25 protein-coding genes and 2 pseudogenes are annotated in these 25,831 nt (G+C 66.3%); 9 read left to right on the forward strand and 18 right to left on the reverse strand.

Going from position 1 to position 25,831, the window contains the following annotated elements; genetic code table 11:
- The first annotated feature begins 70 nt into the window (after positions 1-70).
- A complete protein-coding gene (locus tag H7F38_RS01180; protein WP_187092506.1) occupies positions 71-2,254 on the forward strand; it encodes a DUF222 domain-containing protein in 2,184 nt (727 codons plus the stop codon).
- A 463-nt stretch (positions 2,255-2,717) separates the two neighbouring features.
- Positions 2,718-3,281, forward strand: a complete 564-nt coding sequence (locus H7F38_RS01185) for a type 1 glutamine amidotransferase domain-containing protein (RefSeq protein ID WP_187092507.1) — start codon at positions 2,718-2,720, stop codon at positions 3,279-3,281.
- A gap of 57 nt (positions 3,282-3,338) precedes the next feature.
- Here H7F38_RS01185 and H7F38_RS01190 read toward each other — a convergent pair whose 3' ends face one another.
- The 4 genes and pseudogenes from H7F38_RS01190 to H7F38_RS25355 all read right to left on the reverse strand — a co-directional run.
- On the reverse strand, positions 3,339-3,638 hold the full coding sequence (locus H7F38_RS01190) for a hypothetical protein (protein ID WP_187092508.1): 300 nt from the start codon (positions 3,636-3,638) through the stop codon (positions 3,339-3,341).
- A gap of 156 nt (positions 3,639-3,794) precedes the next feature.
- Complete coding sequence (locus tag H7F38_RS01195) at positions 3,795-4,163, reverse strand: helix-turn-helix transcriptional regulator (protein WP_187092509.1); 369 nt, start codon at positions 4,161-4,163, stop codon at positions 3,795-3,797.
- A complete protein-coding gene (locus H7F38_RS26350) occupies positions 4,150-4,446 on the reverse strand; it encodes a YHS domain-containing protein (protein ID WP_187094403.1) in 297 nt (98 codons plus the stop codon). The genes H7F38_RS01195 and H7F38_RS26350 overlap by 14 nt, the downstream gene beginning before the upstream one ends.
- 34 nt (positions 4,447-4,480) lie before the next feature.
- Positions 4,481-5,737 (reverse strand): annotated as a pseudogene (locus tag H7F38_RS25355) (permease); the annotation flags it as partial.
- A 218-nt stretch (positions 5,738-5,955) separates the two neighbouring features.
- Here H7F38_RS25355 and H7F38_RS01215 point away from each other — a divergent pair.
- Both H7F38_RS01215 and H7F38_RS01220 read left to right on the forward strand, forming a co-directional pair.
- Positions 5,956-6,477, forward strand: coding sequence for a hypothetical protein (locus H7F38_RS01215; protein ID WP_187092510.1), 522 nt, complete (start codon positions 5,956-5,958; stop codon positions 6,475-6,477).
- 83 nt (positions 6,478-6,560) lie between these two features.
- The gene (locus H7F38_RS01220; protein ID WP_187092511.1) at positions 6,561-7,283 is read left to right on the forward strand and encodes a DUF305 domain-containing protein; all 723 of its coding nucleotides are present in this window, start codon (positions 6,561-6,563) and stop codon (positions 7,281-7,283) included.
- Between the two features lie 116 nt (positions 7,284-7,399).
- Here H7F38_RS01220 and H7F38_RS25775 read toward each other — a convergent pair whose 3' ends face one another.
- Positions 7,400-7,534, reverse strand: coding sequence for a hypothetical protein (locus tag H7F38_RS25775; RefSeq protein ID WP_255498200.1), 135 nt, complete (start codon positions 7,532-7,534; stop codon positions 7,400-7,402).
- A gap of 202 nt (positions 7,535-7,736) precedes the next feature.
- Here H7F38_RS25775 and H7F38_RS01225 point away from each other — a divergent pair, with 202 nt between their 5' ends.
- Together H7F38_RS01225 and H7F38_RS01230 are read left to right on the forward strand one after the other, a co-directional pair.
- Positions 7,737-8,150 (forward strand): DUF302 domain-containing protein, encoded by a 414-nt coding sequence (locus H7F38_RS01225; protein WP_187092512.1) that lies wholly within the window; start codon positions 7,737-7,739, stop codon positions 8,148-8,150.
- Positions 8,151-8,210: 60 nt separating this feature from the next.
- Positions 8,211-8,477 carry a metal-sensitive transcriptional regulator gene (locus H7F38_RS01230; RefSeq protein ID WP_187094404.1) on the forward strand — a complete coding sequence of 89 codons (267 nt, stop codon included), beginning with the start codon at positions 8,211-8,213 and terminating at the stop codon, positions 8,475-8,477.
- Between the two features lie 31 nt (positions 8,478-8,508).
- On the opposite strand, the pseudogene H7F38_RS26355 reads toward H7F38_RS01230, so the two are convergent.
- The 3 genes and pseudogenes from H7F38_RS26355 to H7F38_RS01245 form a co-directional block, all read right to left on the reverse strand.
- A pseudogene (locus H7F38_RS26355) lies at positions 8,509-8,780 on the reverse strand (heavy metal translocating P-type ATPase); the annotation flags it as partial.
- Positions 8,781-8,878: 98 nt separating this feature from the next.
- Positions 8,879-9,133: a heavy-metal-associated domain-containing protein gene (locus tag H7F38_RS01240; RefSeq protein ID WP_187092513.1), complete on the reverse strand. Its 255-nt coding sequence runs from the start codon at positions 9,131-9,133 to the stop codon at positions 8,879-8,881.
- A gap of 31 nt (positions 9,134-9,164) precedes the next feature.
- Positions 9,165-9,467 carry a metal-sensitive transcriptional regulator gene (locus H7F38_RS01245; RefSeq protein ID WP_187092514.1) on the reverse strand — a complete coding sequence of 101 codons (303 nt, stop codon included), beginning with the start codon at positions 9,465-9,467 and terminating at the stop codon, positions 9,165-9,167.
- Positions 9,468-9,526: 59 nt separating this feature from the next.
- Between H7F38_RS01245 and H7F38_RS01250 the strand changes: the two genes are divergently transcribed.
- The gene (locus H7F38_RS01250; RefSeq protein ID WP_187092515.1) at positions 9,527-9,997 is read left to right on the forward strand and encodes an NUDIX domain-containing protein; all 471 of its coding nucleotides are present in this window, start codon (positions 9,527-9,529) and stop codon (positions 9,995-9,997) included.
- 40 nt (positions 9,998-10,037) lie between these two features.
- Here H7F38_RS01250 and H7F38_RS01255 read toward each other — a convergent pair whose 3' ends face one another.
- The 10 genes from H7F38_RS01255 to H7F38_RS01300 all read right to left on the reverse strand — a co-directional run bounded on the left by H7F38_RS01255 (position 10,038) and on the right by H7F38_RS01300 (position 23,117).
- On the reverse strand, positions 10,038-10,763 hold the full coding sequence (locus H7F38_RS01255) for a GAF domain-containing protein (protein WP_187092516.1): 726 nt from the start codon (positions 10,761-10,763) through the stop codon (positions 10,038-10,040).
- A gap of 301 nt (positions 10,764-11,064) precedes the next feature.
- Positions 11,065-11,865, reverse strand: a complete 801-nt coding sequence (locus H7F38_RS01260; RefSeq protein ID WP_187092517.1) for an ABC transporter permease subunit — start codon at positions 11,863-11,865, stop codon at positions 11,065-11,067.
- Between the two features lie 147 nt (positions 11,866-12,012).
- Positions 12,013-12,984, reverse strand: coding sequence for an IS1595 family transposase (locus H7F38_RS01265; RefSeq protein WP_187090495.1), 972 nt, complete (start codon positions 12,982-12,984; stop codon positions 12,013-12,015).
- A gap of 26 nt (positions 12,985-13,010) precedes the next feature.
- Entirely contained in the window at positions 13,011-13,853 is an 843-nt protein-coding gene (locus H7F38_RS01270) for an ABC transporter ATP-binding protein (RefSeq protein WP_187092518.1), read from the reverse strand.
- Positions 13,854-13,917: 64 nt separating this feature from the next.
- Positions 13,918-14,472, reverse strand: coding sequence for a sigma-70 family RNA polymerase sigma factor (locus H7F38_RS01275; protein ID WP_187092519.1), 555 nt, complete (start codon positions 14,470-14,472; stop codon positions 13,918-13,920).
- 631 nt (positions 14,473-15,103) lie between these two features.
- Positions 15,104-15,694, reverse strand: coding sequence for an LPXTG cell wall anchor domain-containing protein (locus H7F38_RS01280; RefSeq protein WP_187092520.1), 591 nt, complete (start codon positions 15,692-15,694; stop codon positions 15,104-15,106).
- A gap of 5 nt (positions 15,695-15,699) precedes the next feature.
- A complete protein-coding gene (locus H7F38_RS01285; protein WP_187092521.1) occupies positions 15,700-16,407 on the reverse strand; it encodes a hypothetical protein in 708 nt (235 codons plus the stop codon).
- Positions 16,408-16,576: 169 nt separating this feature from the next.
- Positions 16,577-17,053: a hypothetical protein gene (locus tag H7F38_RS01290; protein WP_222618367.1), complete on the reverse strand. Its 477-nt coding sequence runs from the start codon at positions 17,051-17,053 to the stop codon at positions 16,577-16,579.
- Between the two features lie 625 nt (positions 17,054-17,678).
- Positions 17,679-20,876: a S8 family serine peptidase gene (locus H7F38_RS01295; RefSeq protein ID WP_187092522.1), complete on the reverse strand. Its 3,198-nt coding sequence runs from the start codon at positions 20,874-20,876 to the stop codon at positions 17,679-17,681.
- Between the two features lie 996 nt (positions 20,877-21,872).
- Positions 21,873-23,117, reverse strand: coding sequence for an ISL3 family transposase (locus H7F38_RS01300; RefSeq protein WP_187092523.1), 1,245 nt, complete (start codon positions 23,115-23,117; stop codon positions 21,873-21,875).
- A 180-nt stretch (positions 23,118-23,297) separates the two neighbouring features.
- Here H7F38_RS01300 and H7F38_RS01305 point away from each other — a divergent pair, with 180 nt between their 5' ends.
- Together H7F38_RS01305 and H7F38_RS01310 are read left to right on the forward strand one after the other, a co-directional pair.
- Positions 23,298-24,869, forward strand: a complete 1,572-nt coding sequence (locus H7F38_RS01305) for a hypothetical protein (RefSeq protein ID WP_187092524.1) — start codon at positions 23,298-23,300, stop codon at positions 24,867-24,869.
- A gap of 92 nt (positions 24,870-24,961) precedes the next feature.
- On the forward strand, positions 24,962-25,831 hold the full coding sequence (locus tag H7F38_RS01310; protein WP_187092525.1) for a class F sortase: 870 nt from the start codon (positions 24,962-24,964) through the stop codon (positions 25,829-25,831).

Here is a 25,831-nt window from a genome sequence, read left to right on the forward strand (position 1 = left end):
AACTTGACTCAAGCAGCTACCCAGTACATAGGTTCGATCCAGTCTGGGGGCTGCGGGCGGTGGTTCTGCGGTGGCGGTCGCTGCAGCGGGTCTGCCCGGGGTCGGGTCGTTGGCGGTGTTGGCTGCTGTTGATCCGGCTGCGTTGTCCCCTTCTGATCTGGTCGATGCGGTGATCACCGCTGAACGGTTGTTGGCGTATGTGAATGCGTTGCAGGCCCGGTTGTTGGCGGAGTTGGGGCGCCCGCACCGCTGCGGGGATGTCACCGCGTTGGTGGCCGCTCTGGTGGACAAGGCCGGGCAGGGCCGCGGACCGGACGGGCTGGTGGATCCGGTAGTGGTGGCGGAGTTGACCTGCGACCGCAGCATCGGGGTGGCCGCCACGGAGGTGGCGGCGGTGTTGGACTGGTCGCCGGTGACGGCGAAGATCCGGATCGGGCAGTCGATGCGGCTGGAAACGGCGCTGCCCCGGACGTTGGATGCGTTGTGGGCGGGGCGGGTGGATGTGGGGCGGGTCCGGATGATCGTGGACCGGACCGCGGTGCTGTCGCCGCAGGTGTGCCGCCAGGTGGAGCGGCGGATTTTGCGGTGTGTGAAGGGCCGGTCCAAGGCGCGGTTGGAGACGATCGTGGACCGGGAGGTGATCCTGGCCGACCCGGCGGCGGCGGAGCACCGGCGGGTCAAAGCGGTGGCCGACCGGGGTGTGACGCACCGGCCGGACCGGGACGGGATGGGGATCATCAACGCCCTGGTGCCGGCGGAGGCGGCGGTGATGGTGTTCACGTTGATCGATCTGATCGCCGATGCGAACAAGGGACTTGATGCCCGGAGCGTGGATCAGCGTCGCGCTGATGCGGTCGCCGACATCGCCCAGGAGTTGTTGACGTTCGGGTTCGTGGATCTGCACGGCCTGATCGCCCGCGCCGAACACGCCACCGCCACCGACACTGCGCACACCGGGCCTGCCGGGCCTGCCGGGCCTGCTGCTCCGGCTGGCACGGCTGAGCCCGACATGGGTGAACGGACCGACCCGGACGACGCTGCTCCCCACGACGCTGCTCCCCACGACGCAGCTCCCGCGGGTCGCCCGGTCGGGTCTGTCTCCGGCGGGGTGGATCTCGCTGATCGGGCGGGGCGGTGGGCGCGGGCGTTGTCACGGCACGGCCGCCGGCCGCACCTGAATGTGACGGGGGCGTGGTCCACGGTGATCGGGTGGGATGATCTGCCCGGGCAGCTGGATGGGCATGGGGTGATCACCGCGCAGCTGCTGCGCCAGATCGCCGTGTCGTGGGGGACGTTGACCGCCGTCGGGGTGGATCCGGTGACCGGGACGGCCACTGCGGTCGGGGCGTTGACCTATCGGCCCGGGCAGCAACTGTGCGATCAGGTGGTGGTGTTGTCCGGGACGTGCCGGATGGCCGGGTGTGCGATGCCGGCGTGGAAGTGCGACATCGACCACCTGGACCCGTTCGACCACCAGGATCCCACCCGAGGTGGGAAGACGTTGTTGTGCAACAGTATTTCGTTGTGCACGTGGCATCATCTGTTGAAGCACCACACGGATTGGACGCCGCAGCTGCAACCGGACCTGTCGATCCGGTGGACCACCAACACCGGCCACCACGCCATCTCCCATCCGCGGGAGTTCACCCTGCCCGGCGAGTGGCTCCGACCACCACCATCGGCGTTGGCTGAGCCGGGTGTCCAGTCTTCAGGAGAGAAGACTGCCCCGGACCGGGTAGCAGGCCCGGCGGACACCGAACCGGACGAGACGAGGGTGATCATCGGCCCGACCGTCTTCGGCCCGACGATCCCGGTGGTCCCGGCCGGCGCCGACTGGATCGAGCCGAACACCGAACTGGAGGACCCCGCCACCATCCCGCACCCCGGCAGCGTCGAAATCACCACCTACCGGATCCTGCGCCGACAGTCCCGGGAACATTCCCTGCGCAGGCTGGCCACCCTGCGCACCGCGCTGGACCCCGTCGAGCAACGCAAACGGGACTTCATCGCCGGCAAACAGTTCGACACCGACGGCCACCAATTCGACCCGGCCGACTTCGACGCCGCCACCCGCGAAAAAGCCGACCTCACCGAAACCTTCCAGATCGCCGCCCTACTCGAACGATCCCGACGACCGGCCAGGGCAAAGAAACGACCATTCGACCCACGCCCACCCGGTGAAACGCTGCCTGACCGGCCGGCGCCCGACCGGGCGGCGCCCAGTGAACCGATGCCAGAGGATCCTCCCTTCTGAACGATCCGGCTGATACTCGGATGGGCGATCAGGACAGATCAGCGCTACCCATACCTCCCAGGGCCACCGCGCCCCCGAGACTCTGTTCGATGAGAACCCTGTTCGATGCGACCCCTGTTCGATATGACCCCTTTTCGATATGACCCCTGCTCGATGCGAACCCGGCTCGATGTGACCCCTGCTCGAAGAGAGCCTGTTGCAGGAAGCCCCTGTTCGCTGCGGACCAGTCGCCGGCGAACCTCCGCGAGGGACCGGCCAGGGTCCGCACCAGGGTTTACCGCTGGCCCCCGCTGGGCAAATCGTTGTTGCGGTTGCCGACATCGGGCCCGGCAGACGCGCTGTTCACGACGGTGTCATCGATTGACCGCGCCGTCCACATCTGGTCGGCGGCCTGGTGACGACCACTGTCGCCCGCTCCACCAGCAACATTCGAATGAAGACCCAGCAGAGAAATGAGCGCGCAATGAGCAAGGAACTTTCGGGCAAGCGGATTGCCTTCCTGGTCGCCAACTCCGGAGTGGAGCAGGTCGAGCTGACCGGCCCTTGGCAGGCCGTCAAGGACGCGGGTGGAGAACCAGTCCTGATCGCACCGGAGAAGGACACGGTGCAGGCGCTCAACGATGACATCGAGATCGGCGATACCTTCGAGCCAGATCTCGCGGTGGCCGATGCGTCCGCCGCCGACTTCGCCGCCCTGGTCCTCCCGGGCGGCGTGGCGAGTCCTGACAAGCTCCGCCTCGTCACCGAGGCCATGGAATTCGTGAAAGCCTTTGCCGCCGCGGGTAAGCCCATTGCAGCTATCTGCCACGGACCGTGGTCCCTGGTGGAGACGGGACTGGTCCGCGGCAAGACCCTGACCAGTTGGCCGAGCCTGCAGACCGACATCCGCAATGCCGGTGGCCAGTGGCTCGACAGCGAGGTGTTCGTCTGTCCCGCAGAGGGATTCGACCTGGTCACCAGCCGGAAGCCCGACGATCTCGATGCCTTCGACAAGGCGTTGGTCTCCACCTTCGCGAAGACGGGCTGAGCCGGCACAGCACGCTCTTGCGAACAGACGTCGGGGTAGTAGCACCAACGACCCGGTCTACTGCAGTGCGCTCTTCAGATCGGCGAGGCTCGGAAGACCGGCCGCACCAAATGATGTCGGATAGACCCGGCAACTGATACCCGGCAGGCGCCCAGGATCGCCGAACAGATCCAGGCCGTTCACGAAGAAACTGGGCGAGCCGAGGAAATTGATCCGAGCAGCCTCGGCCGGGTCGGTGATCACCTGGGTGGAGATCTCCACCCGCCCGAGGTCCAACTCATCGAGTGCGCGCCGGAGCAACGCCGTCGCGGGCGCCTCGTTCGGACAGTCCACCACCACCAGCAGTTCCACCTTCATGGTCGTCAGGCTAGGCCGAGGCCGGACGCGAGCGATCGGATGGGCGAAATCAGTCGGGCGAAATCCCCGAGATGTGAGCCAGACCGTCCGCGATGGCAACGACATGGAAGACCGGGCCGCGCTTTTCGTCTTCACCGCAGTGGTCGACGGCGGGCTTCAGTCGCCGGTACGGGTCATCGCGACCAGCCGACGCAAGCAGGTGTCGCGCAACGGTTCCGGGAAGTTGTCGGCCAATCGGTTGTAGACGACGCGGCCCTGCTTGCGGGTGGTGACCAGGCCGGCAGACCGCAGCAACCGCAGTGCGTAGGACACGGAGTCCTCACTCACTTCCAGCGCCAGGGCGAGGTCGCCCACACATAGCTCCTCGGCGACGTCCAACGCGTAGATGAGTCGCAGTCTGACCGGATCGGCCATCATCGACAGCAACCCGGTGAGGCGCGCGGCGTCATCGGCGGACGGAAGCCGGGACTTGGCGTGGGCCACCCGCAGCGGGTCGATGGGGTGCTCGTGATCAGTGATGCTCATGGTGCTCTTCCTGGGCGTGATCCCCGTTCCCGGGCACCACATGAAGAGGGGAATCGTCGGCGGGATCGCTCAGGAATTTCTGCCGGCAGCCCGCAGAACAGAACCAGTAGCTCCGACCGTCCCGGATGGCCCGGCGTTCGGCGGTCGCCGGGTCGACCGTCATGCCGCACACCGGATCCAGCGCCTGCTTCCCCCGCCGCCGCCCCGTCCACGCCGGCCGTCGACGACGACTCGGAATCAGTTGTGCTGGAAAAGGTTTCGAGGAATCTTGCCGGTTCGTCATCGAAGCGGTGGGCGCAGTGATCGGAGCAGAAGTAGACCGTGTGCCCGTCGTGTCGTCTACTCGCGGGGGCGTGCTCGATTTCCACCTGCATCCCGCAGACCGGGTCCTTCGCGTACCGCTGCGGGCCGGAAGTATCTCGATTCCGGTACATCCAGTACAGCGCGCCGAAGCCGATGACGGCGATGATGTTCAGAATGCTCGTGTAGTCCCAGCTGAACCTGGTCGGCACGATCATGGTGGGGCGGGGTGGGTCCGGGATGGACAGCGCCAGGAACAGGTATTCGACGGCCAGGCCGGCCAGGCTCATCGTGGCCCAGAAGGTGGCCAATAGGCGCAGGGTGATCGCCGTGCCGAAATACTTCCGGTAGATGACCAGTAGCGGCAGGGTGATCAGGTCGGCGAAGACGAACGCCACGACGCCGCCGAAGCTGATCCCGCCCTGCCACAACGCGGCAGCCAGCGGGACGTTGCCGACGGAGCACACGAAGCTGATGATCGCCAGAAACGGCCCCAGGATGACGTTCTCCAGGCTGGAGAGAAATCCGTGACCGGTCAGGAACAGGGACTGCCAGAACCAGTTGGGCACCAGGGCCGCGAGGAACCCGGCGACGACGAACCCGATCACCAGTTCCTTGCGGATCATCGTCAGATCGCTGATGGTGTACCCCGCCGCATCGCCCCAGCCCTTGCGGCTGCGCATCCTTTGCCGCAGTGGGAGCGATTCGGCCGGTCCACTCCCGTCGTCGGTGTGGTCGTGGCCGCCGCCACCATGGTGCCCGTGTTCGGCATGCGGGTTCGCACCGTCCGCCGCCACCGCATTCACCGCAGAATTCACCGCAACGCCATCCACGACAGCGCCGCTCGCCACAGCGCCGGACTCGGCGTTGAGCCGTGCCCGGGCCGGCGCGATCCAACTCTCCGGGATGACGCGAGGGAGCACGAATCCGAGCAGGGCGATCATGATGGCTCCCCCGACGAATTCGGCCAGTGCGAACTGCCAGCCGATCAGTAGCCACAGCACGATGCCCAACTCGACCACGAGGTTCGTCGAGGCGATCATGAAGACGATGGAGGCGGTGAAATCCGCACCGCGGGAGAACAGGCTCTTGGCCAGAGCCGATGCGGCGTAGGAACATGACGAGCTGATCACCCCGAAGAACGAGGACTTCACCAACGTCGCCGGACGGTGATCGCCCAAGGCTCGACGCATCTCGCCGCGGGAGACGAACGCCTGCACCGCACCCGACAACGCAAAACCCAGCACGAGCGCCCACAGCGTCTCCCAGAACATGAAGAACGCCTCGTCCAGGCCGTGCCAGATACCGCCGAAGAATCCCACGATCAAACCTCTCGCCGCCGGCGCGGGCCAGTGCCCGATCCGTCTCCGGTCTACTCCGCGCAGCCTGTACCCGCAAGTCCGTACGACCGTACGGATGTTGTCTGATGACTCACACCGCAGACCGGCTTCGATCGCTGGCCCCTCCGGCTCCCGCCCGGCACACTGGCACCGTGGACCAGACGATGCCCCGACCCTTCGGGTGGTCGGCGCTGCACTGGGTGATGTCCGGCCTGGTGATCGCCGGGATCCTGGCCATGCACGTACTGGGCGGTCACGACGGGGGCGGCTCCGCACCGATGGTGATGGGGCCGGCAGGCCCGACCATGATCGCGATGCCGGCCATGTCCGCGAACATGTCCGTGTCAACGAACATGTCCATGAACATGTCCGTTTCCACGAAAGCGAACATGTCCACCCACCCGGAGCCGACCGTCACCGTCGCAGACCGCTCCCCGGTCAGCACCATGATCGCGGCGGCGGGATCTGCCGGGAATGGCATGTCGGACATGTCTTGCTGCATCCTGTTCCTGATCACCGCGGCGGCCACGGTGCTGTTGGCGCTGTTGGCCACCGGTCGTTTCGCCGGAAGCTCCGCCGCCGGGAGCGGTTCCCACATCGGCACGACGACCTGGTGGCGCGGACCGCCGGGCGATGCACCACCACGATTCTCACTGTGCGTCCTGCGGCTATAGGAGAGCAGCGGCACCCGGCCACCCGGCCGGTGACCGCCTGCCGTCCTCTTCCCCCCACCCGTTCTCCCACAGAGAGTTTCCCCATGACCACAAGCACGATTCGTACCACCCTGTTCACGACCGCGGCGGCTCTGGCACTGGCAGGTCTGGCCGCGTGCGGCACCACCACCACCGCCGCCGGCTCGTCCACGTCCAGCGGGCCCGTCACGCCGTCGGCGACATCGTCGGTCTCCGCCACCGGCGTGATGAGTTCGGGTGCGGGGATGCCGATGCCGGCGGCACCGGCCGGTCCGCACAACCAGGCCGACATCACCTTCGCAGAGCAGATGACGGTGCACCACCAGGGCGCCATCGCGATGGCCGATCTGGCTCCGACCCGCGCCTCCACCGCGCAGGTGAAGACGTTGGCCGCCCAAATCAAAGCGGCCCAGGCGCCCGAGATCAAGCAGATGGCAGGGTGGCTTGCCGCATGGGCCCCGTCGACCGACATGAACGGCATGCCCCAGAAGACCACCGCATCAGATGGGGCCATAGGCGGCATGGGCACGGCCGCCTCCGGCGCCCCGGCCGCGATGCCGGGCATGATGACCGATGCGCAGATGGGTGAACTCACCGCAGCTTCCGGCGCCTCGTTCGACAAACTGTTTCTGCAGATGATGATCGTGCACCACCAGGGCGCCTTGACCATGGCACAGACCGAGGCAGCCCAGGGCAGTAGTCCCGAGGCGCTGGCGTTGGCGAAATCCATCACCACCAGCCAGACCGCGCAGATCTCCCAGATGAAGGCTCTGCTCGCCGGGATGTAGTGCTGCACATGATGTTCCGTCGAACGGGGCCGACCACCATCCCATCCGGGGGCGGTCCCGTTCGATGTCGGCTCCAACGGGCCGGACGTCGACGGGACACAGCGGATCCGCAGCGATCAGCGGCCGAAGATCCTGGCCAGCAATCCGGTGGTGGATCTCGCTGCCTGCTGATCGTGCCCCGGACAGCGGTCGGCGCGGGGAACGCCGCGCATCACCGACTCCACGTGCTGTCCGCAACCGGCCCACGTCATCTTTCCGCACTGTCGACACTTCACCGCTCTGCACATCTTGATCCGCCCTTCGATCGCGTCATCCCCATCGAGCGCAATATACCCCGGGGGGTATCATGACCACCAGATGCCGACCCGGTCCGATGGGGTGGGCAGCGCCGGGATCTGATGCGTCCGAACATCGATCCCGGTCCGAAACCGTCATCGACCCCCAGGAGCGAACATGTCCTACGCCCTCACCACCACGGTCCCCAGACCGTTCGCCACCGTCCTGGAACAGGTACGGAGCGCCCTGGCCGAGGTGGGCTTCGGAGTGCTGACCGAAATCGACCTCCAACAGACCCTCAAGGCCAAGTTGGGCGTGGACATCCCCGCGCAGACCATCCTCGGTGCCTGCCGACCGCCGCTGGCCTACGCGGCCCTGCAGGCCGAGCCGTCCATCGGGCTCCTCCTGCCGTGCAACGTCGTCGTCCGTGCGCTGGGTGATGGCAGCACTGCGGTCGAGGCGATGGACCCGCAGATGATGGTCGGGGTGACCGGGAACGATGACCTGGCCGAGGTGGCGTCGGATGCGGGGGCCCGGCTGCGTGCGGCCCTGGATTCCCTCGATCCCGCGCCGGTCGCGGCGACCGGCTGACCGCTGCCTGGCGGTCCGGGCTGTACCGAGGTCAGCACTTCCACGACGAGGAGACAGATGATGGTCGAACTGGCACCGGAGAAGATGACCGCCGTCCTCAACCGCCTGCGTCGCGCGCAGGGGCAACTGGGCGGCGTGCTCAAGATGATCGAGGAGGGCCGCGACTGCCAGGATGTCGTCACCCAGCTCGCGGCCGTCGGCAAGGCGATCGACCGTGCCGGCTTTGCCGTCATCGCCGCCGGACTCAAGCAGTGCCTGCTGGACTCCGGCGGGCACGAAACGCTGGATACCGCGGCGATGGAGAAGATGTTCCTCTCGCTGGCCTGACCTGTTCGACCCGGCGGGGACGTCACATCATCTAGCGATGGAAAAAACCTCGCAGACGCAGGCTGTTGGTGACGACGAGCACGGAACTGAACGGCATGGCCGCGCCGGCGATCATCGGGTGAGCGGCCCGGCCGCCGCCAGCGGAATGGCGGCGACGTCGTAGGCGAAGGCCCAGAAGAGGTTGCCCCTGATGACGGCCAGGGTCCGCCGCGTCAGCCCGATCGCATCTCCGGCTACCCGGAGGTCGCCGCGGACCAGGGTGAGATCAGCTGCCTCGATGGCGATGTCACTGCCGGCGCCGATGCCCGGGCGTGTTCACCTTCTTCTCGACCCGAGCCGCGCAGGAGGCGCAGGTCATCCCCCGATCGTCAGGTCCGACCGGGCCGGCACGAGCCGTCCGGTCAACGCCACGAACCGGGGGTGAGCCGGTAGCCGGCTTCCTCGACGGCCGCGGTCGCCGCCGATTCGGTGATCGGCACCGCGCTGACCACGATGACCTCGCCGGAGGCCAGGTCGATCTGGACGTTCCTGACGCCGAGCACGGTGTCGGTGAGCTCGCCGGTCACCGAACCGACGCAGTGGCTGCACGTCATGCCCACGACCTCGAAGGTGGTGGTAAAGCTCTCGAGGACGGGAACGCTGGTGATCTGGGTCATCTTCATGGCTCCTGGTGCAGAAGGGAATTTCTCAGGATCGAATGAGGCGGGCAATGGCATCGGAGGCCTCCTTGACCTTGGCGGTCGCCGTGTCGCCACCTTCGGCGACGGCCTCGGCCACGCAATGCGCCATGTGCTCCTCCAGCAACTTGATGGCCACCGACTGCAGGGCCTTCGTCGCAGCGGAGACCTGCGTCAGGATGTCGATGCAGTACTGGTCCTGCTCGACCATCCGGGACAAACCGCGAATCTGGCCCTCCACCCGCGAGAGCCGCTTGACGTAGTCGTCCTTGTGGCTGCTGTATCCGTGCACCGCCGGCCTCCGTTCGTTCATGAATGCCATAATACCGTACCCCCCGAGGGTACCTGGCCCCGGTCGGAGCTATAGTCGTCATGGTGAGCGACGGCGATGGATGGACGTACTGCGGGCTGGGGCATCGTCACTGGGGGCTGTTCGGTGCTGCCGGACTCCTGACCGTCCGGGGCCGGGAAGTCCTGCTACAGCTGAGAGCCGCCCGGGTCCACCACGGTGGCACCTGGAGCATCCCGGGCGGGGCCCGGTCGTCCGACGAATCCCCCACCCGGGCCGCACTGCGCGAGTCCTGGGAAGAGATCGATCTCCCGGCGTCCGCGGTCGAACCGCTCGAGATGTTCGTCGACGATCACGGAGGTTGGAGCTACACCACCGTCATCGCGGAACTCGTGCGAGATGTCCAGCTACGCAACAATCATGAATCCGAAGAGATGCGTTGGGTTCCGATCGACGACGTCGCCGCCCTGCCGCTGCACCACGGATTTGCCGGGTCCTGGCCCCACCTGTCGACGGTCCTCGCCGAACTACGAGTGGAACGGAAACCGATCTGAACTTCGCCGCGACGGCTTATCGGCGCCTACACGGCTGCTTTCAGTCCGCCAACACTTCGGCGCCCAGCTCACCACCGGCGATGATGCCGGCGATTTCGTCGACCGTGGCGTCGTGGCTGTAGGCGTAGCTGCGCAAGACGGCCAGCGAGTCGACCGGGCCGAGGCGGAGCGCGATGTTGATCAGACCCATCGCAATCCACACCTGGGACCGGGCCTGCGCCGCGACGGTATCCAACCAGACCGGTTGCTCGGAGGGGCCGTCGACGAGACCGGAGTGCGCGGCCAGCAGAGACCCGACCACGTCGGTGGCGGCTTGGATGTCCTGCAGCACCCCGCCGGTGATTGCGGGCTGCGGTTCGGCAAAGTAGAGGTCCACCGCTGCATTGCCGCCGAAGTCCTCGTTGTCGATCGGTAGCGACAAGATGGCTCGATCCGCAGTCTTCATCACCAGTTCAGCGTGAAACGCGGGCCACCGCTGGGCCATGACGTCGGCCGTGGCCAGCACCGCGCGGTCCTGGAAGTGGGCAGCCAGACAGGGACCCTCACCCACGGTGAATTGCAGCCGTTCCGCCAGAACCGCCTGGGCATCACTGGCACCGAGCGGAACGCGGTGGTGGAACCCACTGAAGTAGCTGATCCCGGCCGCGGTGACCGGCAGCACCTGGGCGCACGCTCTCATCAATCGCGTGGGCAGCAGTTCCGGTCCGGGCAGGTCCGGATGGTTGCCAGCGGAAGCCAGCACGGCAATCCGCGTGGAAACGTCCACGGCAGGTTCCTCCTCCCTGACCGGTCGTCCAACTCGCCGGGTCCTTGGAGATTTCCGGCTGCCCCTGGGCGGCGAGCACCTTCCTGACGCCGACGCCTGTCCCCGTGAGAGTCCTGACCCAGAGTCAGCTATTCATCCGTTCCAAGCCGACGCTACTCCGGATCTGGCCGAACATCAGCTTGCTCGTCGATCACATCCGACCCCAGCTGCCCTATCGCGTCGTCATCACCGGACATAGCTATATCAACCCCCCGAAAACTCTGCTGCCCAGTCATTCACAGGCTTCGTTCGGGTGCATTTCCTACACACGGATGTCCCGTCGGTTCAGCGCCGCGGCCGCGAGGAACGAGAAGACAACCGTCCCGGCCAGCAGCAGTGCGCAGTTCCCCGGCTGCAGCCCGTTGCTCAACGGGTTGCCCTCGTCGAACCAGTAGTACGGGGACAGGAGTCGGATCCACCGAAGCCCGTCGACCAGCGGCAGAAAACTACCGGCCAGGTAGGCGAACAGTGCGCCCGCGGCACTGACTCCCAGGGTCAGCGAACGGCGTCCCAGAACAGCGCTGAGGAACAGGCCGATGCTGCCAAGACAGCAACCCATGAACAGCCACGTCACCGTGGTGGCAACCAGTTCGACGCTGCCGACGTCCAGGCCGGTCGGTCCACGCAGGAGGAACAGCACCACATCGAGCACGATCCCCATCGTCGTCAGCGCGCCCATCATGACCGCCATTCGAGCGAGTACCACGCTGCTGCGGCCGACCGGGTAGGCCAACATCAGGTCCAGTGCGCCGCTTTCCTCCTCTCCCGCGATGGCTGTGGTGGCGAAGCCGATGACAAAGATGGTGGTCAGCAGCAGGAGCGGGATACCGAAGGCAGTGGATCCGAGGTAGCCAGCCGGTGACGTCAGGTCCTGCAGGTTCAGCGCCTGTTTGAGCGAGGCCGGATAGTCGTTGACGGCAGCCGCCTTGACCCCGGCGACGCTTCGGTAGCTGATGCTGTAGAGGATTGTCAGCGCAACGAGACCCACGATCCAGCTGATGATCCCGCGCCGGCACTGCCGCAGCGACAGGCGGGCGACGGCTCCCACCTCACGGCCCGGCATTCCCAGGCCTCGAGGAATCGTGGTCTGCCTGATACAGGGTCATGAACACTTCTTCCAGATCCGGTTCCTCCACCCGGAGCGACCCGAGCCGGTGCCGTGCAGCCGTCTTGACCAGCAGGTCGGACTGGGTAGCTGCTTGAGTAAAGTTCAGAACGGGACGTCCACTGCTGCAACAGGATTGCGCAGTTCAGCGAGCGGGTGTGGGTCTGTGTTCACGGCCTGCTGCAACAGTCGGTAGAACAAAAGCCCGCGACTCTTCGAGGTGCGTCGGTTGAACCGGAATGTGTATTCGTCCAGGTAGTAGGCCAGGTGCTCCTGGGAGACCGCGTAATGCAGGGTGCCGGTCAGCCAGCGTTTGAGCAGCGAGGCGACCATGTGGACGCCGGGGAGGTTGATGTGGGCGGGCTCGGCGCTGTCGGTCCCGACGAACGCGACGTGCTCGTAGCCGGCCGCGGTCAGCTTCTTCAGGTAGTTGGCGTCATCGGTTCTGACCGTTGATCCTTTGGCGATGACGCGGTCGGCGAAGCCGAGCATGCTGACCGATCGGGCTGTCTCGGCCAGCTCGATGCGGACCCTGCCCAGCTTGCGGCCGGGGATCGATTCCACTGCGATCATCGCCGCGGTGTGGTCCTTCACGCCGCCTGCGCGGCCGCGAGACTCGTTGCCGATGAACACTTCATCTAACTCCACCACACCGGAGAGCAACTCCCGCTCGGGGCGGACCATCGCCCGGCGTAGCTTCTGCAGCCACGCCCACGCTGTTTCGTAGGATCCGAAACCCAGCACCCGCTGCAGACCTTGCGCGGACATCCCGTTCTTCTGCGAGGTGATGAACCAGATCGCCGCGAACCACGTCGACAGCGGCGTCCGGAGCCGGTGGAAGATCGTGCCGGCGGTCACCGACGTCTGCCGGCCACACCTGGTGCACATCCATTTCGCCTTCGCCGTACGCCAACCGCCGGGCGCCCCGCACACCGGACACACAAACCCCTGGGGCCACCGCAGACGCTCCAGATACGCCAGACACGACGAGTCATCCGGGAACCACTCCAGCAACTCCTGAAAGGTCCGGGGGTAATCGACACCACCGACCGGGTAGGCACACACTGGCTCTGACAAGGCCAAATACTACTTGACTCAAGCAGCTACCCAGTCAGGTCGGCACTGCCGGTGAGGTGGCACCGGAGGACGAACAGGTCGGATTCAGCGGTGACGACAACATCTTCCAGGAACGGGAGTCCACAGAATTCTGCCGCGGTCACCGTGTCGTGGAATTGCATTTCGACCCGGCGGACAGCGCGGTTCCGCAACGCCCGGACCGTGTCGACGGCCACGATTGATCCGCCGCGGATCATGCCGATCCGATCCGCGGTGGCCTGCACCTCGGACAGGATGTGCGACGACAGGAACACCGTGCGGCCGTCGGCTCGCACCTGCTGGACCATCTCGATGAACCGTTGCCGCAGCAGCGGATCCAGTCCGTCGGTGGGTTCGTCCAGGATCAATAGTTCCGGATCGTGCATGAAGGCCTGCACCAGCCCCACCTTCTGTCGGTTGCCCTTGGACAGTTCGCCCACCCTTCGGTGCAGGTCCAGCTCCATGCCCTCGGCCAGCTCGACGATCCGCCGATGCGGGACGCCGCCGCGCAACCGGGCCAACCCGGCCAACGCCTCGCCGACGCTCTGCGACCCGTAGATCACGAACTCCCCGGGTAGGTAGCCCAGACGACGGCGCACCGCGGTTCCGGATCGGCGCGGATCGCCGCCCAAAACCTCCACCGTCCCGGAGGTCGGTCTCAACAGGTCCAGCAGCACCCGGATCACGGTGGTCTTGCCAGCTCCGTTCGGTCCGAGGAACCCGTAGATCTCACCGGTGCGCACCGTCAGGTCGACGTCGACCAGAGCAGGTCGGGAACCGTAGGATTTGCAGAGCATCTCGGTGTGGATGGCGGTCTTCGTGCCGACGTCGGCCACCGCCGCAGCGCTCATCTCGGTTCTCGCGGATCAACGATGGGCAGCGCAGAGCTGACGAGCGCGGCAAGCGGTCTGTCGATCATGCGGCGTTGGTCTCCGCGAGCCGGTGGGTCAGCATCCGGCGCATCACGATGAGTCCGTCCCTGATCCGGGTTTTCACCGTGCCCAGCGGAATGTCCAGCTCGACGGCGATCTGGGTATACGACAGCTCGGTGAAGAATCTGAGCACGAGGACCTCACGTTGCAAGGTGGTCAACTTCAGCAGCGTGTCGTTGAGTTCGCCGACATCCTCGCGCAGCAGTGCGGTTTCGACCACGACGTCGAAATTCTGCTCACGAGAGCGTGCAGCGTAGTGCTGGTCGCGACGGCGGACGGACTGGGCGTGGCGAACCCGATCGATTGCTTTGCCGCGGGTCAGCTGCCAGATCCACGTGTGACCCAATCCCCGGGTCGGATCGAATCGGGCCGCCAGCCGCCAGATCTGCAACATCACCTCCTGAGCCACCTCCTCGGCCTGGTGGAAGTCGCGCAGCAGACTCATTGCGCTCGCCGTGACGACGCCCAGCTGCATCCGGTAGAGCTCGGCGAACGCCGGCTCGTCGCCCCTGGCCACCGCCACCAGTAAATCTCCCACCGGATCACGAAGAGCAGCCGTCGTGCCCGCGGTGCCAGTTCCCTGTCCTCCCTCAGCAGGCGGTCCCCCGGTGATCGGCGGCGAACCTGCTCGCGGCCGGCACGCCGCACCGGACCGTGCCTTTCGTTGGCGAGGGGCCCGGACGGACCCGGCCATGGCAACGCAGCTACCAGCACGCGGGAGGCCGACACCCCCGGAACCTGACGGGGCATTCCGACCTCGTGGCGAACCCTGGGCGATGTCCTCCGGGTCCTCGCAGGGTGCGACGGCAGGGATCGATTCCACGGCAGGTCTCCCCTCTGACGATGGGCTGTGGGGCTCACTTCGAAAGCCTTATGCCCTAAGGTAGCGACCTGACGACAACCCTGAATATGGACGAAAGTCCTTTCCCGCCCCATGCCGAGTCCTTGCGCTGACGACGATCACAACGAGGCGTCGTAGAGCTGTCAGGAATTTGTAGCGCGCCCGCCAACTGCGCGACGATTCCAAGGGGCCTTGTTGGCTGTGACCGGCGTTTCATCAGTGACGCTGGGTGACGACTTCCAAATCACTCGTTTGAGTACTCCTCATTGCGCCGAACCAGGATGATCGTTGGAGAACCAGGCACCATTCGGTGGCCCCACTTTCGTGATCAGGAGCTGATATATCTCAAGTTCACGACGGCACTCTTGCAGGCGTCCTGGTTGATGGATTTGTTCTTGAAACCGATCGACGCGCCGCTGAATACCGCCCTGGCACCCGGGTGGAGCATCAATCCGAGCGGCATCCTCGGTGCGACCAGGACGTAGTCGCTCAGATCGCACGGGCCCTGCACTCCGCCCGAAACCCGGCCGACTCCAGCGATGCTGACCGTTACTGCTTCGACGTACGTGCTGTCGGAAGCATTGTTGGTGATGACGCCGATGATCGCGACCGGTGCCTGGCCCGGGACCATTCCGCTCATGACCGAGGTCTGCACGATCCACACGTCATGATGCCCGGACGACGGTGATCCAGGCTCTGCTGGTGCTGGCGGGCAGGGTATTGCCTCGCCCTGCGCCGGTGAGTGACCCCCGGCTCCGGTCAGCATGGTCCCGACCATCAGCAGTACCACCACGGCAGCCCAGGAAAGTCGGTGCCGGTGGCGGTGCGCCAACAGCACCAGCAACGCTCCGGTTCCCACGAGAAGCAGGCCCACCAAGAGCATCCAGGCCACCGGCTGCCCGGTGTTCGGCAGCGGCACGCAGATCATGGCGTCACCGAATCAGATGCGGTCGCAGTCGTTCCGGTGGTAGGCCCGGAGCCGAGGCCCGTCGTCGCCGGTGCGTTGCTGCTGGTCGATGCCGCCGGCTTGCTGCTGGTCGACGCGGGCGTCATCGGGGCATCGGCACGGGATGTCGACGGGGTGGTCGGGGTCGAGACCGAGGGGGACGCGGGCTTGTTGGTAGTGGCGGTGACGTCACCAGAGGCGACCGAAGAGGGGGGCACAGCGGTGTGCGGCGCCAGGGCCCTTGCCGTCGCCGTCGCCGCTGCGGCCCCGCCGACTGCGCCTGGCGACATCACGCTGATTGCCGTCCACGATCGATAGACCGCCGTCACGGTGTAGGTCAAGGACCCGAAGGTGACCAGGTCGACACAGGAAGTGCCGGGTGTCGTATTGGTCGGGCTCGTTCCGCACGCAGCAGCCTTCGTACCATTGGCCACCCGCACCACGTAGTAACCGGTGGGGACCAGCGGGCCGGCAGACGCAGTCCAATTGACGTTGTTGCTGGGGGGCAGAAACGGGAAATTCGATGTTGCTCTGACGTTGGTCGGTGGTTTGAGAGTCCCGGTGAGGGCCGAACCGGTGCCCCGTCCGGTGGCCTTCCAGAATGCACCCGCCGGAGATGCAGCGATCAGCAGAACCCCGAGCACGGCGGTCAGCAGGACCAGCAGGCGCAGGCCTGTAGCGCACACTCCCTCCACCGGGCCACGCCGGAGGTATTGCCGATCAGGTGAGCCAGAACGGGTGTGCACGACCGACCCCTTCCGGTGCTACCGAATATCCAGGCGCCGCAGCTTGTGTCATTTCGCCTGGCGCCCCGCGTGGTCCTCCTACCTGGAAAAGCTCTGCAGTGATGATGGTTCAGGAGGCCACGAAATACAACGGAACGGTCGCAGACTTACAGGCATCCTGGTTCGATGCGAGGTTGAGCATCTGGATGCTGACGGTTCCGGTCAGAGTCCCGGCCGGGGCGATCTGACCGTAGGTGATAGCCGGCGTGCCGACGGTGTAGTCGGACGCCGAGCAACCCGCAACGCTGGTCCACGGAGCGCCGCCACTGGCCGCCACCGAGACCTTGATCAGCGAGAGATTCTGGGTGCCGGTGCCGGTGTTGATCACTGTGAAGGTGACGGAGTCCGTGGGCCCCCCCGGAGTCAGCAGACCGCCGGTGGGTGCCGTGCTGGTGATCGTGAAGACGACACTCGTACCGGTGGTGGCCGAACCGGTTCCGGTGCCGGTGCTGGACCAGTAGGCATAGGCGATCCCGCCGCCGAGCATCAGCACGGCGGCCACCACGATGACAGCCAGGCGCTTCTTGGTCGACGCGAATTTCTTCAAGGTAATCTTCCAATCCCGGAATGATTCCGAGTAGGTGTGGGTGACCGCAATCAAGAGCGTCCCGCCGGCCATTCCGCCCGAATTGACGCATCAATGCGGTGCGGGCGGAGGGCGGCAGTGGCGTTATCCGTGCCCCGACATCACGAAGAAGAGTTGGCCGTTGGCGTAGCGCTCGACGCGAACACCCCGTACCCCATCCAGGTTCATGCCACTAGCATCGCTCACGATGTAGTTGCGACCCAGAGTCGGAAGTCACCGGACTGCCGGGACCAACTCCTCTCCGTGACCAATGATCAACCGTGAGGATTCGGTCGTCGAGCACATCAGCGGACAAGACATCGTCCACGCCCGGCTGCACGCCTTCAGGACCGCGCCATCACCGGGCGGTGGCGCACCAGGGCTCACCCATGTCAACCCGTCGCGCTGGGGCCGAATTGGAAAGGGCCCGAGAAGCCGGCTAGGCCACCGTCAAAGAGGCTGCCATCCAGAATCCGCTCACCCGGCTACCCCCGGTGCGGGGCCATCCCCGCCGGCTCCCTCCGGTTGGATCTCCGGTGGACGGCGCGCGGTAGATCGAACGAGCCCGTCCACCGGCTCTGGCACGTCCACGACGAACCGACCTCGACTAACCGATGGTGTAGCTGTAGGGAATCGCAGCCAGTTCGTCACCGGCCGGCACCGGCTCGCCGAACGGGCTCAGCGACGACAGGTCGTCGAGGTAGAGGGTGCCCTTGACGACGGACCCGGCCCTGCCGGACGGCGTGATCGTGACGTAGATCGTGGTGCTCCGGCCCGGTTGGACGATGACCGGAGTGAACCCGACGGACACGCCGGCCCCGCTCGCCCAGAAGTCACCCGTGGTGGACGTGGTCGCGGTGTCGAAGGCCTTGGTGGTGGCGGCCAGTGCGAGATTGGCGGTGGCCCCGGCCGTGGGTGTGGTGCCGAACGGCCCGATCAGGGCCGGATCGATCATCCAGTCGCCCGAGGTGACGGGAGCGCCGCTCCAGCTGCCCGAAGCGGTGTTCCCGGTGGTGGTGGCACCGAGATCGGGGTCCCCGTTCAGGTCGCCCCCGAGGTAACCGGTGTACGGCGCCCAGTCGAAGGTGACCGGTGCGGTGGCCTGGGCCTGGGCGGTCAGCAAGGTGGTCTGCGTCGGCACGATCCACTGCGGTGTCGGGACCGCCGTGGTCAGCGGGAGGGCCAGGTTCGTTGCGTTCTTGTACGGCGGCAACGTGATCGTGGTGCTCCGCGGTAGCCGTGCATCGACGAAGTAGGTCTCCGGAGCGGTCCCGTCGTTGCGAATGGTGACCTTGGCCACGTGCGGCCGGCCGGCGGCCAGGTGGGCGGACGGGGCGTTCGGCAGACCAGAGACTCCGGGCGTGATCGGTGCCAGCCGGATGGCCCCTTCGAACGTGGTGGACAGCGCAGTTCCGGTCACGGGGTTGGGGAATGCGGCCACCAGGAGCCACCGACCGGAGGGCGGATCTAGCACATGGGTGCGCGCGCCCCTTTCAGTCACCGTGACCGGGGTGGAGCCCGATTTGCCGACGACCAACTGGTTGGCGGCGTGGCCCACGGTCTCGCCGCTCGGGTCCACCAGGTAGAGGTCGTAATTGTTCACGGCTCGCGCGGATTCCGTGGTCTGGACGTCCAGCGCCTTCTGTCCGGCAGGCACGTCGAACTGGTAGAACTCGGTGACCCCCGGCGAGCCGCCGCGGCCGTTCCCGCCGGTCACCGCAGTGGAGAACTGCCCGGTGCGGTGGGCGCCCAAGGGCACGAGGCTGCGCAGGTTGATCGGGATCGAGGTCCGTGCGCCGAAGGGGGCGTCCAGTTCGAGAGCGGCACTCAGATCACCGGGACTCTTCGGTGTCGACACGGCCACGGTGACACGCTGCGATGCTCCCGGAGCCAGCGTGACGGTGCTCGGTTGTATCGCGCCGAACGGCTGGTAGGTCGCCACCTCAGCGTGCAGTTGCACCGGCCCTGCGTATCCGCCCTGCGCGGGTGGCGCATCGTTGATGACGGCGGTCCAGGTGCCGAAGCCGGGATACCTCACCTCGACCGCGCCGTGGTTGCCGACACCCTGCGGCAGGCTGTACGCCTCGAGCTGACCCAACGGGTCGATCAGGGTCAGGTCCAAGAAGTCGTTCGACGGTGCCGCGATCTGGACCTTCAGCCTCGACTGGCCCACAGGCACGGTGAACTTGACCGTCTGCACGTCGAGGCCGTTGAAGTGGGTACCGGTGGTGGCACCCAGGATCACCGTCCGGTCGGCGACGGTACGGTCGGCTCCGAGCACCCGGCCGTGCAACTGGACGGTCTGGGTCCGGGCCCCGTTGTTGGTCACCGTCAACGGGAACCGCTGCACACTGCCGGGCGCGGCGGTGGCCGTGAGCTGGTCGGTGCTGGTCAGCAAGGTGCCTCCCTGGGCCGTCGGAGCCCCGGCCGGGGTCTTCACCGACAAGGCGGCTTTCACGGCCTGGTAGCTGTCGAGCAGCCCGGTGCCCTGCTGGTTGCCGGGGTGGCCGAGGTCGTCGGTCGTGGACGTGATCAGCTGCTTGACCAGGGCCGGTGCCGGGCTCTGCCCGCCGTGGGTCGTGCGGTACGCCTGGATCACCAGCGCCGCGGTGGCCGAGATCAGGGGCGCGGCTTCACTGGTGCCACCGCTGATGCCCACGCCGTACCTTCCGGGACCGGGATTGTCCAGCGTCAGATTCAGATCGCCCGGGGCGGCCAGGTCAGGGCTCTTGAGGCCGGCGCTGAAACCTCCGGAGCTGAGCGCGCTGATGTTGTTGTCGACGAACCCTGTCGCGCCGATCTCGCGGAAGTTGGCGATGTCGGCCTGTGCGTAGACCCGGAAGGTGGTCGTCGCGGCGGCGCTGATGACGGCCGGGTCGCTCGAAGGTGACCCGAAGGTGTTGGTGGGTCCGGCATCTCCGGTGGAGACGACCACGGTGGTGCCGGCCTGCGTGGCTGCTTCGTCGGCCTGGCGGATGAGATCGACCGTGGTGTCCGGCAGCGGGTTGTACCCGAACGACTGGTTCAGCACGTCGACGTGATCCACCGTGACCGCGTAGTCGATGGCCTGCAACAACTCGGAGCTGGTTGCGGCCAGGCTGCCGTTCGGGAACACCTTGAGCCCGACCAGACTCGCGCCGGTAGCGGCACCCGCGATGCGGAATTTGCACGAGCCGATCTGGAAGATGGACCTGCCCTGGGCGGCGATCGAACTGGCGTCCAGGATTGCTTCCCCGCCACTGGACGTGGTGGGGGCGCCTTCACCCGTGAAATCCTGGTAGTCGGTGAACACGTGGGAGCCATCGGCGCGAAGGAAGTCGGGGTTGTTCGGATCGATGCCCTCGGCGAGATAGGCGACGGTGACGCCCTTCCCGGTGATGCCCAGTCTGCGCGCGGTCTGCATCGTCGAGTCGGTCGAATCCGCATGGATGACACCGAGCGCCTCGGGGTCGAGCTCGACCCCGTCCTGGCCCGGCCGGCAGGTGGTGACGCTCGTCGGGGCCGCCTGGGTGAGGGGTCTGCGGATCGCGAAGCTCACGTCCGGCACGACCTGCGCCACCGCCGGATCGGCGGCGAGCCGGTTCTTCTCGGCTACCGAGACCGTCGCCGAGACGCTGCTGAGCAACTTGAAGGAGTGGATGCGCTTGGCGCCCGTGCGCTGCAGGTCGGTGATCACCGGGTTCTGTTCGGCGGCGAGCACCCGCGCCCGGCCGGCCGCCGCGGCCACCGTGGCCGGCACGTTCTGGTGCTGGTTCTTCATGATCACGATGACGGGCTGGTCGGCGACGGCCACCGCGGTGTTCACGCCCGGAAGGCTTGCACTCGGCGAGACGTGGACCGGCGTCGGAGGCGGATCGGCGTACGCCGGACCGACGTTCAGACTGAACCCCGTGAGGAGCACCGCCGCCAGAGCTGTCAAAGACCGTGCACGCACGATGAATCGCCTTTCCTCGGTATTACCCACCCTGGATGACCGGTGACCTGCCGTAGCGGACCTGAAACGTCGGTCCAGCAACAGCCGGTGGATCCCGACAATGCCGTCCCCCCTCGGAGCATCCGAGAGCTAGCACAACCTCCCCCGATCCTGCCGCCGTGTCAATAGAGTCCGGTCGGCGAAATTACTCGGAAATCGAATTTTCGGGCCGCGCCCCGTCGCGCGGAGGCCATTCCTCGGGTGGAGAACTGCGCAGGCGCCACCGATTGGACGGCGGTCCACTTGCGTGCGAGCAGATGGCCAACCAGGCATCCTTCCGAAATCGGGCAATACGGACGAACGGTTCGTGGCAGCGGCGCCGACCGACCTGAGTCGATGGCCGCTCGATCGAAAAATCCGAATGGCGTAAAGTTCGGTTCAAATCGAATATCGGAAGCTCACTCCTGCAATCTGTCATCATGGGTAATATACGGTTCAAACAGGGGACATTCCTCCTGGACGAACCATGGTGGTCACGAGTGGAATGGAATCGGCGCACACGGGGCCCAATGGAGCCCAGCGGTAACAGGTTCTTCCGCAGGGGATCTGGCACTGCGTTCCGCTCCGAGGCCTTACGGCCCCGGCCGGCGTCGGCAAGGACTCCTTGCTGTTCCGATGCGGATCCTGGTCCATTCGGGTGATACGGGTCGGAATGAACGGCACACGCATGGACTCCTGCCAATCCCGAGCCAGTAGTGCGAGTGTCGCGCCGGCCCCGACGACCTGGTCGTGTATTCGGTTGCTATTGTTTGCACTGTTCCCGGGCAGCATTCGTTGTTTGGTGGACAGTGGTGTTTTTTGGGGTCTCCTGACGTTTTCGTGGGTGGTTTAGCGTCCGGGAAGCGGCGGGCATAACCCGCCGCGGGTGAGCATTGCCATGGCTATCAACGCTTCTGGGCTGTGAAAGCCGTACGACCTGCGGGTCAAGGCCCGTAGGTGGGTGTTGGTGGCCTCGGATTGGGCGTTGCTCATGTGGTGGATCAGGGTGTTCCAAATCAGCTGCTGGAACCGCTTCAACGTTGCGGCCAGGGCGATGAACCCGGGCAGTTGGGAGCGGCGGGCCCAGGCGATCCAGCCGGCCAGCAGTTCACGGCCGGCCTGGCCCTTGACCTGGAACACCGCGCGCAGTTGCTCCTTCAGCAGATACGCCCGATACAGATGCCGGTTGGTCTGGGCGATCGAAGCGAGGGACCCGCGTTGCTCCGGGGACAGGTCCGCCGGGTTTTTCAGCAATGCCCAGCGGCTGCCCTTCACCGACGACGCCTGCGCAGAGCTACTCCTACCCCGCAGCGTGTTCCACGTCTGACGACGGACCTTGTCCAACTCCCGGGTGGCCCACCCCACGATATGAAACGGATCCAATCCCAGCACCGCCTGCGGCGCGCGGGCCGTCACGGTGTCGTGGATCCACTGCGCCCCGTCGGCCGAGACGTGCGTCAACGCCGCCGCCCGTTCTGGGCCGAGCTCGTCGAAGAACCGACCCAGGGTGTCGCTGTTGCGGCCCGGTGCGGCCCACACCAACCTGCCGGAGTCTTGATCGACCACGCACGTCAGATACCGCTGGCCTTTGCGGTGGGAGATTTCATCGATGCCGATCCGCTGCAGCCCCGCGAGCACGTCCCGGCCGGCCAAACCGTCGGCGACGACGTGCTCGATGATTGCGCTCACGTGCCGCCACGACGTCCGCATCAACTGCGCCACCACCGACGAAGCGGTGTGCGCCGCCAACCACGCGCACTGGTCTTCAAACGCTCGGGTTGCCCGCGCGCCGGGTCGGGCCCACGGCACCGCCGCGACGACCACCCCGTGCGTCCGGCAGTTCACCCGCGGAGCCGCAGCCTGCAGGAATACCATCGTCGACCCCCAGTCCAGCGACCGCCACCGCCGGGTTCCGCCGCCCTGGTCATAGCCCGGCCGTCTACGCCGGCATCGACTGCACCTACTCCGGGCGCCCTTGCTCGGACGCACCGAAACGACCAGCACCTGCCGGTCGTCGGCCTCCTCCCACGCCACATCGCACACCTGCAGTTGCTCGACACCGAGCAGCTTTCGCCATATCGTTACACCGCGCACACCGTGCTCCTGGATAGTGACTGACCCTAGATAAGCCAGAACCTATACGCAGCCCGGTGTGTCGCCCACAACCAGGGGTCAAACCACCCACGAGAACGTCACAAGAGCCGTTTTTTGTGGTGTCGTGTGTCCAGGAGCAGGACGGACCTGTCTTCTGGTTCTGACTCTGAGGAGAGCCGCATGGGCCGTGTCCGATCACCCCGCAGAATGCTGGCGGTCGTTGCCGCCGCAGCCTTGGCGGGTTCGATGTTGATATTGAGTTCACCGATCGCGGTGGCTGCCGGTCCGGCTGCGGATCCGTTGAACACGGGTGTCACCGCCAATCCCCTGAAGTACGCCTGCGAGGACAACGCAGCGTCCTGTAATCACGTCGGGACGACCAACGGGTGGTTCAACGGAGAAGACGTGAAGTTTCTCTACACCCAGGACTTCTACTGCGACAAGACTGTGAAGTCGGGTGCGGCCACCGGTTGCGAGGCGGGCGCAAGTTACAAGCAGTTGCCTCCGGGGACCGCTGCCGGCGCGATCGATCCGCTGTACATCCCGGTGGCCCTGTTCAAGAACCCGACACCCAGCTATGTGCAGTGCCAGGCCAGCCCGATGTGCATCGACCACCCGGCCACGGTCGATCTCTCCGCCCTGTCCAGTGTGTTGGGTGCACCGGCGTCCGCTTTGAAGAACGCGATGTTGCCCGGGCACGATCACATCGTGGCGACCCGGAACGGTGACGCACCCGAGTGGTGGCCGGTCGTCGTGGTCGGTGTCGCCGATCAGGCGTCGTGGACCGCGATCACCACAGGGAAGAGCTACGCAGCCCTGAAGGCAGCGGAGAAGGCCAGTCCGAAGACGGTGCTGGAAGTGCCGACGAACGTCTTCCTGTGGTTCCAGACCCTGCCTGGACACGTCTCCACCGCGGAGGCCGGCACGAACTCCACGGCGGTGCCACCGGCTTCCACCAATGGTGCGGCCATCGACAACCTGAAGAACGACTGCACCACGGCGGCTGCCTCTTGCGGCTTTGTCGGTCAGACCCGTGCCTGGCTCGGCGACGCCAACACGGCCCAGGGTTCAGATGTGAACCTGCTCTACTCGGCGCCGTACTTCTGTGATTCCTCGGTGCAGAAGGCCGGAGCCAACGCCTGTGAAGCCGGTGCCGCCGCGGCGAAGGTGCCACCGGACATCACGTCGACCAAGTACACCGACCCGCTGTACATCCCGACCCCGCTGTTCAAGCAGGCCGTCCCGGACCTGCAGTGCGCCACCGGGTTGAACTGCATCGATCATCCGATGACCGCGGATCTGTCCCGGCTGGCGACGACGCTGGGTGTCTCCGCCGCGGCGTTGGCGAACTTCACCCTGCCCGGTCACGACCACATCATCACCACCCGCAACGGTGACGCACCGGAGTGGTGGCCGGTGACCGTCGTCGGGGTCACCAATCCGCAGTCGTTCGCACTGATCGAACAGGCCAGGAGCTACGCCGAGGTCAAGAAGCTCGAGGCCGACCCGAAGAACGGTGTCCTGGAGGTTCCGACCAACATCTACCTGTTCTTCCAGAGCGTCCCGGGTACCGGCAAGTCGACCGCAGCCTTCAACCCGATCCCGGTCGGACCGCCGCAAACCGGCGGTGGCAGCACCGCCGGCCTGCAGTACCCGGCCCTGGTCGTCGTCGGAATCGCCTTGCTGCTCGGTGCCGGTGCCGCCGGCACCGCGGGTGTCCGTCGTCGCCGGAACGGCAAGATCGCAGCCTGACCCACCGGCTGAGGGGCCCCGGGTGATGACGGCCAGGATGCCGTCACCACCCGGGGCCATGCCGTTGTTCGCTCGAGGAAGGAATGATCGACGTGTCCTCACGGAGGCGCACCACTTCCCTCGCCGGCTGGACCTTCCGCCGGTGGGAAGCTCTGGCGGTCGCGCCGCTGGCGGCGGCGACAATCAGTCTGGTCATCGGCGTGACCGTCCATCACCAACCGGACCGACCCAGCCCGCAGGCCGCCACCGCACCGATCGGGCCGACCCACACCGCAACGAGCGTCCTGGGCACCACCGGCGCCGACCCCACTGACACTCCGACCCCGACGAGCAGCCGATCGGTCGGCACCACCGGCCGCCGGACTCCCCACACCACCGGACGAACTACACGTGCCCTGACGTCCAAGCCCCGCCCGCCGGCAGCGCCGACGTCCACCGCGACCACCACCCCGGCGGCCCGGACCTCCCTGCCGCCCGGCGACGGCAGCGCCGTGATGGCCACCTCCGATCCGGTGCACCTGGACGTGCCCGCGATCGGGGTCTCCTCCGACATGCCCCGTCTTGGCTTGAATTCCGACGGCACCATCGAGGTCCCGCCGTTGGCCGCGAACTCCCAGGCAGGCTGGTACAGATTCTCCGCAACCCCCGGCGCCGTCGGCTCGGCCGTCGTCCTGGGCCACATCGACTCCGCCGCCTACGGACCCGGCGTGTTCTACCACCTCGGGGACCTGCGCCCCGGGGACGAAATCGTCGTCACCCGCGCCGACGGATCCAAGGCGGTGTTCCGGACCGACCGGGTCGCCGAATATCCCAAGACCGCCTTCCCGACCGGCCTGGTCTACACCCCGACCAGCTACCCGTCCCTGCGGCTGATCACCTGCGGCGGAGCATTCGACGCGCAGGACCACAACTACCTGGACAACATCATCGTCTTCGCCACCCTCGTCGATACCCACACCTGA

It is taken from the genome of Nakamurella sp. PAMC28650, from assembly GCF_014303395.1.
GTDB lineage: Bacteria > Actinomycetota > Actinomycetes > Mycobacteriales > Nakamurellaceae > Nakamurella.

Coding starts and splice junctions, on each gene's coding strand:
- H7F38_RS01220 (WP_187092511.1), top strand. CDS start 6,561: ATGACCACAAGCACGATTCGTACCACCCTGTTCACGACCGCGGCGGCT.
- H7F38_RS26350 (WP_187094403.1), bottom strand. CDS start 4,446: ATGACGAACCGGCAAGATTCCTCGAAACCTTTTCCAGCACAACTGATT.
- H7F38_RS01230 (WP_187094404.1), top strand. CDS start 8,211: ATGGTCGAACTGGCACCGGAGAAGATGACCGCCGTCCTCAACCGCCTG.
- H7F38_RS01185 (WP_187092507.1), top strand. CDS start 2,718: ATGAGCAAGGAACTTTCGGGCAAGCGGATTGCCTTCCTGGTCGCCAAC.
- H7F38_RS01225 (WP_187092512.1), top strand. CDS start 7,737: ATGTCCTACGCCCTCACCACCACGGTCCCCAGACCGTTCGCCACCGTC.
- H7F38_RS01305 (WP_187092524.1), top strand. CDS start 23,298: ATGGGCCGTGTCCGATCACCCCGCAGAATGCTGGCGGTCGTTGCCGCC.
- H7F38_RS01195 (WP_187092509.1), bottom strand. CDS start 4,163: ATGAGCATCACTGATCACGAGCACCCCATCGACCCGCTGCGGGTGGCC.
- H7F38_RS01270 (WP_187092518.1), bottom strand. CDS start 13,853: ATGAGCGCTGCGGCGGTGGCCGACGTCGGCACGAAGACCGCCATCCAC.
- H7F38_RS01245 (WP_187092514.1), bottom strand. CDS start 9,467: ATGAACGAACGGAGGCCGGCGGTGCACGGATACAGCAGCCACAAGGAC.
- H7F38_RS25775 (WP_255498200.1), bottom strand. CDS start 7,534: ATGACGTGGGCCGGTTGCGGACAGCACGTGGAGTCGGTGATGCGCGGC.
- H7F38_RS01240 (WP_187092513.1), bottom strand. CDS start 9,133: ATGACCCAGATCACCAGCGTTCCCGTCCTCGAGAGCTTTACCACCACC.
- H7F38_RS01250 (WP_187092515.1), top strand. CDS start 9,527: ATGGTGAGCGACGGCGATGGATGGACGTACTGCGGGCTGGGGCATCGT.
- H7F38_RS01260 (WP_187092517.1), bottom strand. CDS start 11,865: ATGCCGGGCCGTGAGGTGGGAGCCGTCGCCCGCCTGTCGCTGCGGCAG.
- H7F38_RS01190 (WP_187092508.1), bottom strand. CDS start 3,638: ATGAAGGTGGAACTGCTGGTGGTGGTGGACTGTCCGAACGAGGCGCCC.